We start from the raw sequence: 14,626 nt of genomic DNA on the forward strand, positions 1-14,626 counted from the left end.
GGCGGCTTTCACTCGCGCATGTCGGCCGCCAAGAAACTCACCGCGGCCTCCGTCGCCGCGTCGCCCGGTTCGAGCCACGGCGTGTGACCGTGGTCGCGCAGCGTCACGAAGTCGGCGTTCGCCATCGCGCCGGCGACGGGGCGACCCACCGACGGCGACCAGAAGTAATCCTCCGTACCCCAGACGAACCGGGTCGACGTCTCCATCGCCTCGACCTGCTCGCGCAGGTCGAACTGCGGGCGCATCCCTCGGACGGTACCCAGCGTCTCCATCAGCGACCGAAGGCTCTCGCGCTGGCCGGGCAGGTCCTCGGTGACGAGCCCCGGCCGGAAGAAGGCGTCCGGGAGCGCAGAGTCGTCCTCGACGTTCATCTGTCGGTAGCCCCGCCGGGCGTCGGCGACCGACTCGGCCTTCAAGTAGTCGAACAGCCAGTCGCCGACCACCGGCAGATCGAGAACCTTGAACAGCGTCGGAATCGACCGCGAGAGGCCGGCCGGCGCGCCGATGGCGCAGAGCCGGTCCACCCGCTCGGGGTGGTCGAGCGCGAGCGCGAAGGACTGAAAGCCGCCCAGCGAGTTGCCCATCACCGCGGTTTCCTCGACGCCGACCGAATCGAGGAAGTCGGCCACGTACTCGGCGCCGAACTCCCGGAACCCGGTTTCGCGGTAATCGACCGCGGTCGAGAGGCCTCGGCCCGGCCGGTCGGGTGCGTAGACGGTGAAGCGGTCGGTCAACGCGTCGAACATCGGGAGCCACGAGGCGGAAGTCGTACTGAGTCCGTGCAGAAGCAGGAGCGGTGGCCCCTCGCCCGCGGTCAGGTAGTGGACGCGGCTGGCGGGGTCGGGGAGTTCGGTGTACGCCGAGCGAGCGTCGACGTCGTAGTAGTCGCAGACCGCGTCGAGGAACCGTCGGGCCTCGTCGCTGGGAACGTGGTCGTATTCGAGCGTCATGGTGGCGGAGTAGGTGCTCCGGAAGGAAAGTGTTAGCGACCGGACGTACGCGGTGCGCACGTCCGGTCATCAGTAGCCGTCTCCCCGCGGACGACAGTTCGCAACCGTTGCTCGCGATCGGAGGAATCCTCGGGGGAATCGCGTATCTCGGAACGATAGTGAAGGGCGCGTCGAGGTTGCTGTCGAACGGCGAGTAATCGCGGCTAGCGTCGAAACCGAATCGAACGTGCGCCCGCTCTTCGGGCCGACCGACGAGTACCGCTTACGTCCCGTGCTGCCAGCTACCCATGTACTCTTCCTGCTCGGGCGTCAACTCGTCTATCTCGATGCCCTCGGCCTCCAGCTTTATCTCGGCGATCTCCCGGTCGAGTTCGTCGGGCACGTCGTGGACGCCCGCGTCGTAGGCGTCACCGTTCTCGACCAGTTCGCGCACGCTGGCGGCCTGGACGCCGAAGCTCTGGTCCATCACCTCGACCGGGTGGCCGAGCGCGATGGGCGAAGCGAGGTTTACGAGCCGACCCTCCGCGAGGACGTTGATGCGAGTGCCGTCTTCGAGGCGGTACTCCTCGACGCCGTCGCGGGCCTCGCGCTGACTGGTCGCCAGGTCCGAGAGGGCGTCCAGGTCGATCTCGATGTCGAAGTGGCCGGCGTTCGCCAGCACCACGCCGTCGTCCATCTTCTCGAAGTGCTCGCGGGTGACGACGTCCCGGTTGCCCGTCGTCGTCAGGAACACGTCGCCGACTTCGGCGGCCTCGTCCATCGGCATCACGTCGTAGCCCTCCATGTGGGCCTCCAGCGCGCGCCGGGGTTCGACCTCGGTGACGACGACGTTGGCGTTCTGGCCGGCCGCCTTCTTCGCGACGCCCTTCCCGCAGTAACCGTAGCCCGCGACGACGACGGTCTTACCCGCCCACGAGAGGTTCGTCGTCATGGCGATGTTGGCCAGCGAGGACTCGCCGGTGCCGTGGACGTTGTCGAACAGCCGCTTCATCGGCGTGTCGTTGACGGCGAAGACGGGGTACTTCAGTTCGCCGTCGGCGTCCATCGCGCGCAGGCGGTGGACGCCGGTGGTCGTCTCCTCACAGCCGCCGACGATGGAGTCGATGAGTTCGGGGTAGTCCTCGTGGATGGCCGCGACGAGGTCCATCCCGTCGTCGACGGTGATGGTGGGTTCGAGGTCGATGACCGCCTCGATGGCGGCGTAGTACTCCTCGTCGTCGACCTCGCGTTTGGCGTAGGAGGTGATGTTGGGGTGTTCGTCGAGCGCGGCGCTCACGTCGTCGTGGGTCGACAGCGGGTTGCACCCAGTCACCGCGACCTCCGCGCCGCCCTCCGCGAGCGTCTCGACGAGCACGGCGGTCTTGGCCTCAACGTGCATCGCCATGCCGATGCGCTGGCCGTCGAGGGGCTGGTCCTCCTCGAACTCGGCCTGCACCGCGGTCAGTATCGGCATGTGCTCTCGTGCCCAGTCCATCTTCCGGTGGCCCTCCTCGCGGGCGGACGCCACGTCCTCGACCTGCTCGGAGATGGTCGGATAATCTGCCATGGCTAAACGAGAGGGGACCGGACCCAAAACGCTACCGAAGCCGGACGTCGACGGCCCGCCGTCGGAGTCCTGCTGGGTCCGGCTTCCCGCCGGACTGAAGCGTGCGGAGGAGCGAAAACGAGCGTCAGCGAGTAGTGTCGAAGGTCGCCGAACGTAGACGGTCGGCGACCGGAGGGCGGCCCATTGGCCCCGGGCGAGTTACGAAACGCGGGGACCCGGGCGACCGAACGGAGCGCGGTCGGAGCGAAGACCGTGTCCGCCGGATTTCGGACCTCAGCGGCCCTTGGCCTTGCCGTTGCCCTTCTTACCGTCGTCCTTTCCGCCGTCCTTCTCGTCGTCACCCTGCTCGCCGTCGTCGTTCTTGCCGGCGTGGTCGGGCTTGCCGTGGCCGTCGCCCTCGGCGGTGGCGTTCTGCTCGGCGTCGGCGTCGCCCTTCTTGCCGTCCTTCCCGGCGTGGTCGGGTTTGCCCGCGTCGCCACTCTTGCCGGCGTGGTCGGGCTTCCCTGCGTCGGCGGGCTTGCCCGCGTGGTCAGGCTTGTGCTCCGAACCGGGGTTGTTCGCGGTCACGAAGTCAGAGACGAGTTGGCCGAGCGGGCCGCCCTCGCTGCCGGCTTCGAGCATGTCGTGGACGAACGCCGAAACCAGTTGGCCGAACGACTTCGACTCCTCTTCGGCCGCGACGGTCAGCGTCGCGGTGGTCTGGGCGGTCAGGTTCTCCTTCTCGGTGGTGACGACGACCGTCACGTTATCCTCGGGTTCGGGGAGCGAGACGGTGCCGTCCTCGTCGGTCGCGTACTCGCCCGTCCCCGCGTAGGAGACGTTGCCGGCGGGCGCCACGGACACGGAGGCGTTGGCGACGGCCGAGCCGTTCTGCGTGACCGTCACCGTCGCACCCTCGTTGCCCGCGTCGTCGACCGAAACCGATAGCGGCTGGTTGGCCGACGTATTTGCGGCGGTTCCGAGCGCGGCAGTGCCCGCGGACGCGAACGCCGACAGGATTAGGACGCCGGCGAGCGCGACCGCGACGAGTCGATTGTTCGATTTCATGCACTCGTCTCCTCGAATCTCGACAGGATAAACCCCGCTCGCCGTTCGTTCGGTTCGCACGGTTCACCGACAGTACACGAAGCTCTCATATCTGCTTAGAAAGTTCAAAAAGCATGGAGAGCGTTCAACGATGATAGTTTAACGCGACATTTCTTCTGCGGCGAGGCGGAAACGTCGCGTTTCTTCTCTCTGTTCCGACGGTTGCGGTGAAGAAATCCGATACGTCTGTGCGGCGAGTCGAAGGTCGAATACTTACTCCGCGCGCTTGACCGCGGCGGCCGCGCGCTCCTCGGCCGCGGCACGCACGGCGTCGGCGTCGAGGGTCAGCACTTCCCGGTCGCGCATCAGCACCCGCCCGTCGCAGACGGTGTGGCGCACGTCCGACCCGCGGGCCGCGTAGGCGAGGTGGCTCACGAGGTCGTGGCGCGGCGTCAAGTGGGCGGCGTCGAGGTCCAGCACCGCGAGGTCGGCGTTCGCGCCCGCCTCGATGCGGCCCGAGTCGAAGCCGAGCGCGTCGGCGCTCCCCGTCGTCGCCATCCCCACGACCGCCTTCGCGGGGACCGCGCTGGCGTCGTCGGCCGCGAGTTTGCCGACCATCGCGGCGTCGCGCATCTCGTCGAAGAGGTCGAGGTCGTTGTTCGAGGCCGCGCCGTCGGTGCCGAGCGCGACGGTCACGCCCGCCTCGCGCATCGCCTGGACGGGCGCCATCCCGCTGGCGAGTTTCATGTTCGAGGCCGGGCAGTGGACGACCGCGGTGCCCGAGTCGGCCAGCACCCCGATTTCGCTCTCGTCGAGGTGGACGCCGTGGGCCAGGAAGTCGTCGGGGCCGGTCATGTCGCAGTCGCGGGCGTACTCGATGGGGCGTTCGCCCCGTTCCTCGACGATGGGGTCGACCTCGCCCTCGGTTTCGTTGGCGTGGTAGTGGAGCGGGACGCCCGCCTCGCGGGCCTTCGCCACGAACTCCCGGAGGAGGTCCTCGTCGACGGTCGTGAGGCTGTGGGGCATCACGGCCGTCTTCACCCGGCCGCCGGCCGCGCCGTCGAACTCCCGGGCCGTGTCGAGACTCGTCCGGAAGTCCTCGCGGGCGGCCTCCTCGTCCTTGCCGACCGTGACGACGCCGTGGCCGACGCGGGCGCGCAGGCCCGCCTCCTCGACCGCCGCGACGACCTCCGGGACGTGGAAGTACATGTCGGCGAACGCGGTGGTGCCCGACCGAATCATCTCCAGCAGGGCGAGGTCGGTGCCCGCCCGCACGTCCTCGGGGGTGAACGCTCCCTCGACTGGCCAGACGTCCTCTTGAAGCCACGCATCCAGCGGCTTGTCGTCGGCGTAGCCCCGCAGGAGCGTCATCGCGGCGTGGCAGTGGGCGTTGACGAGCCCCGGTATCACGAGGCCGTCTTCGGCGTCGAGCGTCTCGTCGCCCTCGTCGGTGTCGCCGACGTCGAGAATCGTCCCCTCGTCCCGGTCTATCAGCACGTCAGCTTCCTCGACCGAGAGGTCCGGTCGGAGCACCGTCCCGCCCGCGATTCGCAGGGTAGTCATGTCCCGACGTTTCGGCGGCGGGCGTGTCAATCCATCGGGTTCAGGACGGCCGGAACTCGAATCCTGACGAACCGCGAGCGCCGCGCGCTCACATCCCCGTCGAGTCAGTCCAGGGAAAAGGGGACCGCGTCCGCCACGGCGTCGAGGTCGGGGTCGACCGTCGGGGCGTCTCCGACCGCGTCAGCGGTCTTCTCGGGCCACGCGACGCCCGCCCCGGTGGCGACGCAGACGACCGTCTCGTCGGCGTCGAGCAGGCCGTCGGTGACGGCCTGCTCGACCACCGCGGGCGCGAGCGCCGACGCGGGTTCGAGGAAGTGACCGTCCTGACCGCAGGTCCGAATCGCGGCCTCGACGGCCGCCCGCGGGGCGGCGTAGGCCGCCCCGCCCGACTCCCGGACCGCCGCGAGCGCGTGGTCGCCCGAGGTCGTCCCCATCGTCGACGTGCTCAGCGGTTCCGGCCCGTCGTCGCGGCCGACCGACTCCGTGCCGGCCGCGACGGCGGCCGCGAGCGGATGGCGCTCCGCGGACTCGGCGCTGACCATCTTCGGCACCGCGTCGGTGATGCCGAGGCCGCGGAGTTCCCGGAACCCCTTCCAGACGCCGTAGAAGCCGTCGCCCGCGCCGACCGGGACGACCACCGCGTCGGGCACCTCGCCGAGTTGCTCGACCAGTTCGAACGCGATGGTCTTGTAGCCCTCGTAGACGTAGGGCTGGCCGGTGTACTGACCGTCGAGGTCGTAGGCGACGAACCAGCCGCGGTCGGCGAGTTCCCCGAGGAGGCGCTTGCGGGGCGCGTAGTCGGACAGGTGAATCGACTCGGCCCCGTAGGCCCGCATCTGGCGGTGGTGGGGCGCCTCGCTCGACGGCGAGACGAACGCGAGGACGCGCTCGACCCCCGCACGGGCCGCGTAGGCGGCCACGGCGCTCCCGTGGTTGCCGGAGGTCGCGGTCGCGATGCGGTCCGCGCCGTCGGCGACCGCCCGGGGGACGACGACGGTCGCGAGGCGGTCCTTCCACGACCACGTGGGGTTGGTCGTCTCGTTCTTGAGGAGGACTTCGAGGCCGGATTCTCGTTCGTCCGCCGACGCTCCCGCGCTCGCGGCCGCGAGCGCGGGAGCGTCGGCGAGGGGCGTCCAGCCCTCGCCCATCGGGACCGGCGAGACTTCCTCGGCCGGGAGGAAGCTGGCGTAGCGCCAGAGGTCGGTGCGGTCGCTCTCGGGGAGGGCGTCTGGAAGCGCACCCGCGTCGAACGCGACTTCGAGCGGGCCACCGCAGTCGGGGCACTCGGCGGGTCGGTCTTCGGGGTCGACGCGGGCGCCGCACGCGATGCACTCGAAGTCGTAGCGCATGGCTCGGCGTTCGCGGACCGCGGAAAAGTGGGTTCGGGAATCGGCGAGAAGCCCGTCGGTTCGTTTCGTCCGAGCGCGGCGATACCTTCACGGTCGATGAATATACTCCGGGAGAACAGCAAATGATTTAAATTAGCCCTCTTCTTTGAATCTCATGGCACGCGACACTGGCACGCGAGAATCGTTGCTCGACCGGCGCTCCTACCTAAAGATGGCAGGCGCGGCGGCTGCGACCGTCTCGGCATCCTCGGTCGCGACCGATTCCGTGGCCGCGGGCGGCGGGTCCCCGAACGGCAACGAGCTATCGGGCCTCCGGGGGGCCATCTACTGGCCCGCCCGCGCGTACAACCACTACCAGGTCTGGACCGAGTACGACCGCGCGGAGATCGAACGCGACCTCTCGTACGCGGCCGACCTGAACCTTGACGCGCTCCGCGTCGTCGTGGGCTGGGAGTTCTGGCGCGACCACCCCGGGAAGTTCCGCCGCGCGTTCGACCACCTGCTCTCGACCGCCGCCGACCGGGACCTCCAGATCCTCCCCGTCCTCTTCGAGAGCATCGGGGCCGAACCCGTCCCGAAGAACTTCGCCGACGACGACGTGATGACCGCCTTCGCGGTGAAGTCGCCGAGCCTGAAGGTCGTCGAGAACGAGTCGCTGTGGGACGGCCCCCGGAAGTTCGTCGAGTGGTTCACGAAGCGGTACGGCGGACGCGACGCCCTCCTCGCGCTCGAGATTATGAACGAACCGGGCGACCTGAAACCCCGCGTCGAGTTCTGCCGGGCGATGCTCCGGGCCGCCCGCGGCGTCGATTCTACGGTCCCGCTGACGATGGGCTGCAAGGACTTCAAGTACAACCGCCAGTACGCCGACCCCGAACTCGATGTCTACCAGTTCCACTACAACCTGCCGAAGACGGCCGCCGACATGGAGCGCAAACTCCGGGAGGCCGAGCGGGTCGCGGCCGACGCGGGCAAACCCATCTGGCTGACGGAGTGGCAGCGCTCGCGCCGGCCGGAACCGCCGAACAAGTTCCTGCCGAACTACTCGTCGGTCGCCGATATCATCGCCGACAGCGACGTCGACGGCGACTTCTTTTGGCAACTCATGCTCAAGCCGGCATACATCAACAAACCCCGGAAGATGGGGCGGCTGAACGGCCTCGTCCACGAGGACGGGGCGGTCTACTCGGTCGACGACGCCCGTGCCATCTCGGGCGACGGCGGCGAGTGGTTCGAACGCCAAGACTGGCCCGACTGGGCAGCGACGGCCGAGCGCCGGTGGGCGCCGTAGCCGGAGCGACCCGGACGAAACGGAAGAGGGGCCGGCCCGCCGGCGAGAACTGCGGGATGGAAAGGTAGTTCCCCCGCGAACCCGAATCCCCACCGAACCATGCGAATCGCCGTCCCGAACAAGGGCCGACTGCACGACCCGTCGATGGAACTGCTCGAACACGCCGGCCTCCACGCCGTCGACGGCGCCGACCGGAAGTTGTACGCCGACACGGTCGACCCCGAGGTGACGCTGCTGTTCGCGCGCGCCGCCGACATCCCCGAGTACGTCAGCGACGGCGCGGCCGACGTCGGCATCACCGGCCTCGACCAGATGCGGGAGGCCGAACCCGGCGACGTGGTCGACTTACTGGACCTCGAGTTCGGCCGGTGTCGCCTCGTGCTGGCGGCCCCCGAGGACGGCGGCATCGAAACCGTCGAGGACCTCGCGGGGAAGACGGTGGCCACCGAGTTCCCGAACGTCGCCCGCCGGTACTTCGCCGAACAGGGCGTCGACCCCGACATCGTGGAGGTCAGCGGCGCGACCGAACTCACCCCGCACGTCGAGATGGCCGACGCCATCATCGACATCACCTCGACCGGGACGACGTTGAAGGTCAACCGCCTCGCCGTCGTCGACGAGGTGTTGTCGAGTTCCGTCCGCCTGTTCGCCCGCGAGGACGTCGCCGACGACGAGAAGGTCGAACAGGTCGTGATGGCGCTCCGGTCGGTGCTCTCCGCTGACGGGAAGCGCTACCTGATGATGAACGCTCCCGCCGACCGACTGGAGGCGGTCCGGGACGTGATTCCGGGGCTGGGCGGGCCGACCGTGATGGACATCGAGGAGAAGCAGGGAGGCGAGGAGATGGTCGCGGTCCACGCCGTCGTCGACGAACGCGACGTGTTCGAAACTATCAACGACCTGAAGGGCGTGGGCGCGAGCGGGATTCTGGTGACGGAAATCGAGCGACTCGTGGAGTGACGGCCAGGCGTGTGTTTTTCGGAGGTCATCGTACGTATGACGCGTAGGAGGAGAGAAACTCCTGAGCACGATGACGGTGAGACGGTGCACTAGGATACCCCCGCCTAGCACCGCCACTGCGGCCGCTACTCACACGAGACAACTGAGTACCGCACCGCAACCGCAGGGCCGCGCTAGCGCGCCATGCCCGAAGGACAGTTCCGCATGTCTCCACAGCTGGCACGGCGCGCGGTCGCCGCCTCGTGCGGCGACGAACTCGCGCGAGGGATGACCGAACGAGCGTCAGCGAGTGAGGGAATCGGCTGGGGAGGCGTGTGGCTGTCGCGGGGCGGTGCGGTTACTCATTTGTACCGTGCAAGTAACTGTCCGCGGTGCTGTCGGCCTTCCGTAGCAGTGTGCAGTCGTTCAGTTATAATGTGCGGGAGGCGGTCTGCAGTGCTGTCGTCCTACCGTCACAGTTCACAGCAAATGCACCCCGATGTTACGTCGGTGCTGTAGAGAGCAAAGCCACCAGATTGTAGATGGCGATGCCGAGCAGCGCGCTCACGGTGAAGTGGGCGGCCGTGACCAGTCCGCTGGTCAGATACTTGAGCCGGTAGACCCCCCGGACGGCGAAGAAGTCGGCCACGACCGCCAGCGGGATGACAACCGCCGGATGGTACGCCTGGAGCGCGAACGAGATTATCGCGGGCACGACGCCGACGACGAACGCCCGCGAGATCGGCACCTCGCCGAGGACGTAGCGCGCGGCGATGTGGGCGGTGACGCCGTAGAACAGCACCGCCAGCACGAACGTGCCGACGAGCGCCGTGACCGAAACCATACCGAAAAATGCGACCGCCGGGGTTTGTGTTTGCCGGTTCGGATCGAATCGAACCGGCGAGGACCGCTCCGGACCGCCGTGACCGCACCGCACTGCGACCGTTTCTGCGTTGCGACCGCTTCGAATCGCCGGATCGCGTTATTCGAGCAGACCGAGTTCTTCGAGCCGCGAGACGATCTTGTCGACCGCCTGCTCGGCGTCCTCGGGCTTCTTGCCGCCGGTGATGACGAGTTTGCCCGAACCGAACAGGAGCGCGACGACCTCGGGTTCGTCGAGGCGGTAGACCAGACCGGGGAACTGCTCGGGTTCGTACTCGATGTTCTCCAGGCCGAGACCGATGGCGATGGCGTTGAGGTTGAGGTTGCGCCCGAGGTCGGCGGAGGTGACGATGTTCTGGACGACGATCTCGGGGTCCTCGTTCACGTTGATCTGGAGCTCTCGAAGCTTGTCGAAGACGATTTCGAGGCTCTCGTGGACGTCGGCGGTGCTCTTGGCGCCGGTGCAGACGATCTTGCCCGAGCGGAAGATGAGCGCGGCCGACTTGGGGTTCTGGGTGCGGTAGACCAGACCGGGGAACTGTTCGGGGTCGTAGTCGGCCCCCTCCAGGTCCATCGCCACGCTCTGGAGGTCGAGTTCCTGCCCGATGCCGGTGGAGGCGACCACGTTTTCAATGTTGATGGTCTCCTTTGGGTCAGTCATGTACGACTTAAAGGACGTATTTAAGGTTTATAAAGGTTGGTACTCTTTGCTGATACGTACCTCAGTCGGTTTTTATGTTCTCCGTGGACCGTCTCCCAGAGTTTCACTTATATCAGGGTCGATACGGCCTCTCACTTCGTTTTTCGCCTCGCCGACCCGCGGTGCACGCTGGTTTCACCGACCGGGAAATTCAGCCCGGGAAAGGTGAACCGGCGAGATGGATCGGCGTCGCGTTCGTCCGACGCGGGCCGCCGAGTTCTGAGGCCCGCGAGGACTTCGCGTCCGAGTCCCGGCCGACCCGGAGACGAAACCCCCAAGAGCCACCGCCGAATCCCCTAGGGCGTGTACGCGCTGGAACTCGGAGGGGAGGACGACCGCTTCGCCGCCGCGGAGGCGGCGAGCGCCGCGACCGGCGTCGAGGTCGTCGCGCCCGGACTCGCGACCACGACCGCCGTCACCGACCGGGTGGCGAACCTCGCCTACACCCGCCGGGCCAGTGAACTCCTCGGCCGGACCGACGCCAGCCTCGCGTCGGCCCGCGCCCTGCTGAAAGCCGCCGACCTCTCTCGCGAGGGCACCGTCGCCGTCCGCGCCCGCGACGTGCGCGAAACCGCCGGCATCGACACCCAGCGCGCCGAACGGGAACTCGGACAGGTCCTCGTCGACGCGGGGTTCGCGGTCGACCTGGACGACCCCGACCACGAACTCCGGGCGCTGTTCAGCGACGACGTCTGCCTGTTGGGCTGGCTCGAAGTCGAGAGCCTGCGGGACTACGGGTCACGAAAGCCGACCGACCGGCCGTTCTTCCAGCCCGGCGGGATGGACCCCCTGCTGGCCCGCGCGCTCGCGAACCTGGCGGGCGCGCGACCCGGCGCGACCCTGCTCGACCCGATGTGCGGCACCGGCGGGGTGCTCATCGAGGCGGGACTGGTCGGCGCGACCGTCTACGGCGCCGACGCCCAGTCGAAGATGGCCCGCGGCGCGGCCGAGAACCTCGGCCGCTACCTCGACTCGGACGAACGAACGACCGGCGAATGGGCGACGCTCCAGGGCGACGCCACACACCTCCCGTTCCGGGACGGTTCCATCGACGCGGTGGTGTTCGACGCGCCCTACGGCCGCCAGTCGAAGATAGCGAACCTCGGGCTGGACGACCTCGTCTCGGGCGCGCTCGCGGAGGCCCGCCGCGTGGCCGACCGCGCAGTGGTCGTCGGCGACCGCTCGTGGGCCGACGAGGCTCGCGACGCGGGGTGGGAGGTGGAGGCGGAGTTCGACCGCCGGGTCCACCGGTCGCTGGTGCGCCACGTGGTCGTACTCGACGATTCCGAGACGGCGGCGCTCGACTAAGCGTCGTTCAGCTCTCGGCTTCCAGCGCTTCCTCGCGCAGACGTCGTTCTTCGTCGGTTTCGACCGCGAGTTCGGGGACCGAAACGGGCGCACCGTCCTCGTCGACGGCGACGAAGGTGAACGACGACCCCGTGGTGCGCTCGGTTTCGCCGGTCCGGGGGTCCTCGCGCCACGCCCGCAGGCGGACGGTGGCGCTGGTCTTTCCGGCCCGGTAGACGTACGCGTCGACGAGGGCGACATCGCCGACCGGTACCGGCCGGTGGAAACTGGTGTCCGAGACGCCGGCGGTGACGCACGTCTCGCCGGCGAACCGCATGGCCGACATCGCGCCGAGTTCGTCCATCCACTTCATGAGTTCGCCGCCGTGGAGCGTCTCGTAGTTGTTGGCGTCGTCTGGCTGGACGCGGAATCGGTTCTCCAGGTAGGTGTGTGAAAGTGAAGGCATACGGTGGGGTAGGTGTGGGCGCGTGAAGTATCTCGGGATAGAGACGGTACGATAACTAAAAGAACCGCTACCGCAACGGCGACCGCGACTCGCACGATGTAAATGAGTGACCGGAACCACGATCTCTCCAGCCGATTCGCTAACTGCGTTCGCTCATCCCTCGTACGGGTTGGTCGCGGCCTCGTGCCGCGACCCCGCGCGCCGTGCTGGGCGTGAAGGAACGCGATACGTCCATTGGTCACGGCGCGCGCTCGTGGGGCGGCTACTCGTGTGATTTGTGCGAGTCGCGGTCCGCGGTGCGGTTGCAGTTGAAGTCCGGTTGTAGTCGAAGGGGTAGCAGTCTGCGGTGCTATCGAAGCGGTACGCGGTGCTGTCGCTTACGAGAAACGAACACACATCCAAAACTCAGGCGCCCAGTTCCGCGAGCAGGTGACCGAGGTGAATCCGGTCGCTCGACCCCTCTGCGAGGTCCATGTCGATTTCGCCCGCCAGGCGCGTCAACTCCGCCAGTTCGTCGCCGGAGTACCGGCCCGAGTGAGCCACGTCGAGAATCTCGGCGAGCACCTCCTCGCCGCTGTAGCCCTCGTCGACGAGCAGGTCGTCGAGCGTCTTGCGGGCGTCAGAGAACTCGCCGGCTTCGGCGGCGTCCAGCATCTCGTGAATCTGGGCGTCGACGCCGACCTCGCCCAGCACCTCGTAGGCGGCGTTCATCGTGAGTTCGCCCGCCTCTTCGGCGGTGGTCTGGGCGCCCAGCAGGGCCTTCCGGAGGTCGCCGCCGGCGTAGCCCGCGACGTACTCCAGGCCGCGGTCGTCGTACTCGATGCCCTCGGCCTCGACGACGCCCTCTAACACTTCGACGATCTCGGGGACGGTCGGCGCGCGCATCGCCACCGGGAAACACCGCGACTTGATAGGCGGGATGAGCTTCGTGGGCTGGCGGGTCGTGATGACGAACTGTGTCGCCTCGTGGTGGCGCTCCATCACCCGGCGGAGCGCCTGCTGGAAGTCCTCGCGAATGGCCTCGGCGTTGTCCAGCACGACCGTCTTGTACGACCCCGAAACCGGCGAGTAGCTCGCCGACTCCTTGAGGACGTGGTTGATGAGGTCGGCCTTCGAGGAGTTGCGCTTGCGCTTGCTGTCGATGAACGACGAGAAGCGCGGGTCCGATGCGATCTCCTTCTTCGTCATGCCGAAGAAGTCGGCGACGTTTATCTCCACCAGGTCGGCGTCGGGGTTGTCGTGGGCCTCCCGGGCGAGCGCCCGGACGGCGGCCGTCTTGCCCGCCCCGGACGGGCCGTAGAGGACGAGGTTGATCGGCTCCTCGACGGCCTTCCCGAGGTACTCGCGGACCTCCTCCTGGGGGAGGTCGGCAAGGTCGGGCGCGTACGTGTCGGTCCACAGCGGCGCGTCCATCACCTCCGCCTAGGTATCGGGCGCGTAAGAATCGGTCGGTCCGGACCGGATTCGGGGTTCGAATCGTCGGGTCCGAATTCCGGGTTCGTGTCCGGTCGTCGCGGCGTCAGTCGCCGCCCTCGTCGCCGAGGCGCAGTTTCAGTTCGACCGACTCGTCGTCGGTTTCGACTTCGACTTCGAGTTCGGCCGCGTCGGGGACCGCGAACGTGAGTCGTCCGTCGGCGTCCGTCTCGCCGACGGACTCGCCGTTCACCGAAACCGTCGCGTTCGCCACCGCGGTCCCGTTCTGTGCGACCGCGAGCGTCGCGTTCCCGCCGCGGGTGACGTTCCCGACGAACGAGGCGTTCAGCGCGGCGTCGGTCCCCTCGTCCGAGCGGTCATCGCCCTTCTCTTGCTTCCCCTTCTGGCTCTTTTCCTTGCTGTCCTTCCCTTTCTTCTCGCCGACCGGGTCGACGGCGACGTCGGTGCCCGACTCGCTCACGACCGGCTTGAGGATGTACTTGCCGCTCTTGCCAGCCGCGAACACCGAGATGTCGAAGACGTAATCGACCGACTGGTTCGCGCCGAGGGAGAACTCCTCGTGAATCTGGAGTTTACTGCTCGGGAGTTTGACGTTCACCGACTCGCCGCCGGTCAGCGTGCCGTTCACCTCGCTGACGTGGACGAACACCGTCTGATAGGTGCCGTTGGCGGCGTCGAGCGCGCCGAGGTGGCTGGCGTTCGCGCCGGCCAGTTCGGTGAGGTCGACGGTCCGGTCGTCGACGTCGAAGGTCGTCCACGAGGCGTCGCCTTCGCCGGCGGCTTTGAGGCCGACCTCCGTGACGGTGACGTTCAGGTGTTCGAAGTCGCCCATCGCGTTGCGCTCGTCGCTCACGTAGAACTCTACGGTGGCGCGACCGTCAGTTCGGACGGCGGCGGATTCGCCGGCGGTCGTCGCTCCGGCCGACGCCGTCCCGGCGGTCGCGGTTTCGGTTCCGGTTTCGGTCGCCTCGGCGGTGGTCGCCGGCCCCGCGCTCGTCGTCGCTGTGCTTCCGGTTCCGCCGGTACACCCGGCGAGTAGTAGCATCGCCGTCAGGAGGACAGCGGCATGTCGTTTCGTCACGCTCGGTTCGAGCGCTGGCGGTGTTAATAAAGTATCGTCGTCGGTCGCATCTGCTCTCGGCACACCGTCGGCTCGACGGGGCCGAGTCCGAAAAATGAGTTCCCGAGTCCGT

Annotated in this window: 13 protein-coding genes; 3 read left to right on the forward strand and 10 right to left on the reverse strand. The window is 67.9% G+C overall.

Features of this window, described 5'->3' with window-relative positions; genetic code table 11:
• Window positions 1-8 precede the first annotated feature (8 nt).
• The 5 genes from NGM07_RS10130 to NGM07_RS10150 form a co-directional block, all read right to left on the reverse strand.
• Window positions 9-950 carry an alpha/beta fold hydrolase gene (locus NGM07_RS10130; protein WP_253510741.1) on the reverse strand — a complete coding sequence of 314 codons (942 nt, stop codon included), beginning with the start codon at window positions 948-950 and terminating at the stop codon, window positions 9-11.
• Between the two features lie 262 nt (window positions 951-1,212).
• A complete protein-coding gene (locus tag NGM07_RS10135) occupies window positions 1,213-2,496 on the reverse strand; it encodes an adenosylhomocysteinase (protein WP_253510744.1) in 1,284 nt (427 codons plus the stop codon).
• A gap of 273 nt (window positions 2,497-2,769) precedes the next feature.
• A complete protein-coding gene (locus NGM07_RS10140; protein WP_253510747.1) occupies window positions 2,770-3,543 on the reverse strand; it encodes a hypothetical protein in 774 nt (257 codons plus the stop codon).
• Window positions 3,544-3,795: 252 nt separating this feature from the next.
• Window positions 3,796-5,085 carry an amidohydrolase gene (locus NGM07_RS10145; RefSeq protein ID WP_253510750.1) on the reverse strand — a complete coding sequence of 430 codons (1,290 nt, stop codon included), beginning with the start codon at window positions 5,083-5,085 and terminating at the stop codon, window positions 3,796-3,798.
• 104 nt (window positions 5,086-5,189) lie between these two features.
• The gene (locus NGM07_RS10150; RefSeq protein WP_253510752.1) at window positions 5,190-6,434 is read right to left on the reverse strand and encodes a threonine synthase; all 1,245 of its coding nucleotides are present in this window, start codon (window positions 6,432-6,434) and stop codon (window positions 5,190-5,192) included.
• Between the two features lie 154 nt (window positions 6,435-6,588).
• On the opposite strand from NGM07_RS10150, the gene NGM07_RS10155 reads away from it, so the two are divergent.
• The gene (locus NGM07_RS10155) at window positions 6,589-7,725 is read left to right on the forward strand and encodes a cellulase family glycosylhydrolase (RefSeq protein WP_253510754.1); all 1,137 of its coding nucleotides are present in this window, start codon (window positions 6,589-6,591) and stop codon (window positions 7,723-7,725) included.
• A 99-nt stretch (window positions 7,726-7,824) separates the two neighbouring features.
• The gene (hisG, locus tag NGM07_RS10160; protein ID WP_253510757.1) at window positions 7,825-8,685 is read left to right on the forward strand and encodes an ATP phosphoribosyltransferase; all 861 of its coding nucleotides are present in this window, start codon (window positions 7,825-7,827) and stop codon (window positions 8,683-8,685) included.
• 481 nt (window positions 8,686-9,166) lie between these two features.
• Here hisG and NGM07_RS10165 read toward each other — a convergent pair whose 3' ends face one another.
• Both NGM07_RS10165 and NGM07_RS10170 read right to left on the reverse strand, forming a co-directional pair.
• Window positions 9,167-9,508, reverse strand: coding sequence for a DUF7473 family protein (locus NGM07_RS10165; protein ID WP_253510760.1), 342 nt, complete (start codon window positions 9,506-9,508; stop codon window positions 9,167-9,169).
• A 138-nt stretch (window positions 9,509-9,646) separates the two neighbouring features.
• Window positions 9,647-10,207, reverse strand: a complete 561-nt coding sequence (locus NGM07_RS10170; protein WP_253510763.1) for a TATA-box-binding protein — start codon at window positions 10,205-10,207, stop codon at window positions 9,647-9,649.
• A gap of 342 nt (window positions 10,208-10,549) precedes the next feature.
• On the opposite strand from NGM07_RS10170, the gene NGM07_RS10175 reads away from it, so the two are divergent.
• Window positions 10,550-11,554: a methyltransferase domain-containing protein gene (locus NGM07_RS10175; protein WP_253510766.1), complete on the forward strand. Its 1,005-nt coding sequence runs from the start codon at window positions 10,550-10,552 to the stop codon at window positions 11,552-11,554.
• 7 nt (window positions 11,555-11,561) lie between these two features.
• On the opposite strand, the gene NGM07_RS10180 is transcribed toward NGM07_RS10175, so the two are convergent.
• From NGM07_RS10180 to NGM07_RS10190, 3 genes are all read right to left on the reverse strand, one after another.
• The gene (locus NGM07_RS10180) at window positions 11,562-11,999 is read right to left on the reverse strand and encodes an acyl-CoA thioesterase (protein ID WP_253510769.1); all 438 of its coding nucleotides are present in this window, start codon (window positions 11,997-11,999) and stop codon (window positions 11,562-11,564) included.
• Between the two features lie 405 nt (window positions 12,000-12,404).
• Window positions 12,405-13,412: an AAA family ATPase gene (locus tag NGM07_RS10185; protein ID WP_253510771.1), complete on the reverse strand. Its 1,008-nt coding sequence runs from the start codon at window positions 13,410-13,412 to the stop codon at window positions 12,405-12,407.
• A 106-nt stretch (window positions 13,413-13,518) separates the two neighbouring features.
• Window positions 13,519-14,514, reverse strand: coding sequence for a DUF4382 domain-containing protein (locus NGM07_RS10190; RefSeq protein WP_253510774.1), 996 nt, complete (start codon window positions 14,512-14,514; stop codon window positions 13,519-13,521).
• Window positions 14,515-14,626 lie beyond the last annotated feature (112 nt).

The organism is Halorussus vallis (assembly GCF_024138165.1).
Classification (GTDB): Archaea; Halobacteriota; Halobacteria; order Halobacteriales; family Haladaptataceae; genus Halorussus; species Halorussus vallis.

Excerpts from the sequence above, each read along its gene's own strand:
- NGM07_RS10130 (WP_253510741.1), bottom strand. The coding sequence starts at position 950 with ATGACGCTCGAATACGACCACGTTCCCAGCGACGAGGCCCGACGGTTC.
- NGM07_RS10135 (WP_253510744.1), bottom strand. The coding sequence starts at position 2,496 with ATGGCAGATTATCCGACCATCTCCGAGCAGGTCGAGGACGTGGCGTCC.
- NGM07_RS10140 (WP_253510747.1), bottom strand. The coding sequence starts at position 3,543 with ATGAAATCGAACAATCGACTCGTCGCGGTCGCGCTCGCCGGCGTCCTA.
- NGM07_RS10145 (WP_253510750.1), bottom strand. The coding sequence starts at position 5,085 with ATGACTACCCTGCGAATCGCGGGCGGGACGGTGCTCCGACCGGACCTC.
- NGM07_RS10150 (WP_253510752.1), bottom strand. The coding sequence starts at position 6,434 with ATGCGCTACGACTTCGAGTGCATCGCGTGCGGCGCCCGCGTCGACCCC.
- NGM07_RS10155 (WP_253510754.1), top strand. The coding sequence starts at position 6,589 with ATGGCACGCGACACTGGCACGCGAGAATCGTTGCTCGACCGGCGCTCC.
- hisG (WP_253510757.1), top strand. The coding sequence starts at position 7,825 with ATGCGAATCGCCGTCCCGAACAAGGGCCGACTGCACGACCCGTCGATG.
- NGM07_RS10165 (WP_253510760.1), bottom strand. The coding sequence starts at position 9,508 with ATGGTTTCGGTCACGGCGCTCGTCGGCACGTTCGTGCTGGCGGTGCTG.
- NGM07_RS10170 (WP_253510763.1), bottom strand. The coding sequence starts at position 10,207 with ATGACTGACCCAAAGGAGACCATCAACATTGAAAACGTGGTCGCCTCC.
- NGM07_RS10180 (WP_253510769.1), bottom strand. The coding sequence starts at position 11,999 with ATGCCTTCACTTTCACACACCTACCTGGAGAACCGATTCCGCGTCCAG.
- NGM07_RS10185 (WP_253510771.1), bottom strand. The coding sequence starts at position 13,412 with ATGGACGCGCCGCTGTGGACCGACACGTACGCGCCCGACCTTGCCGAC.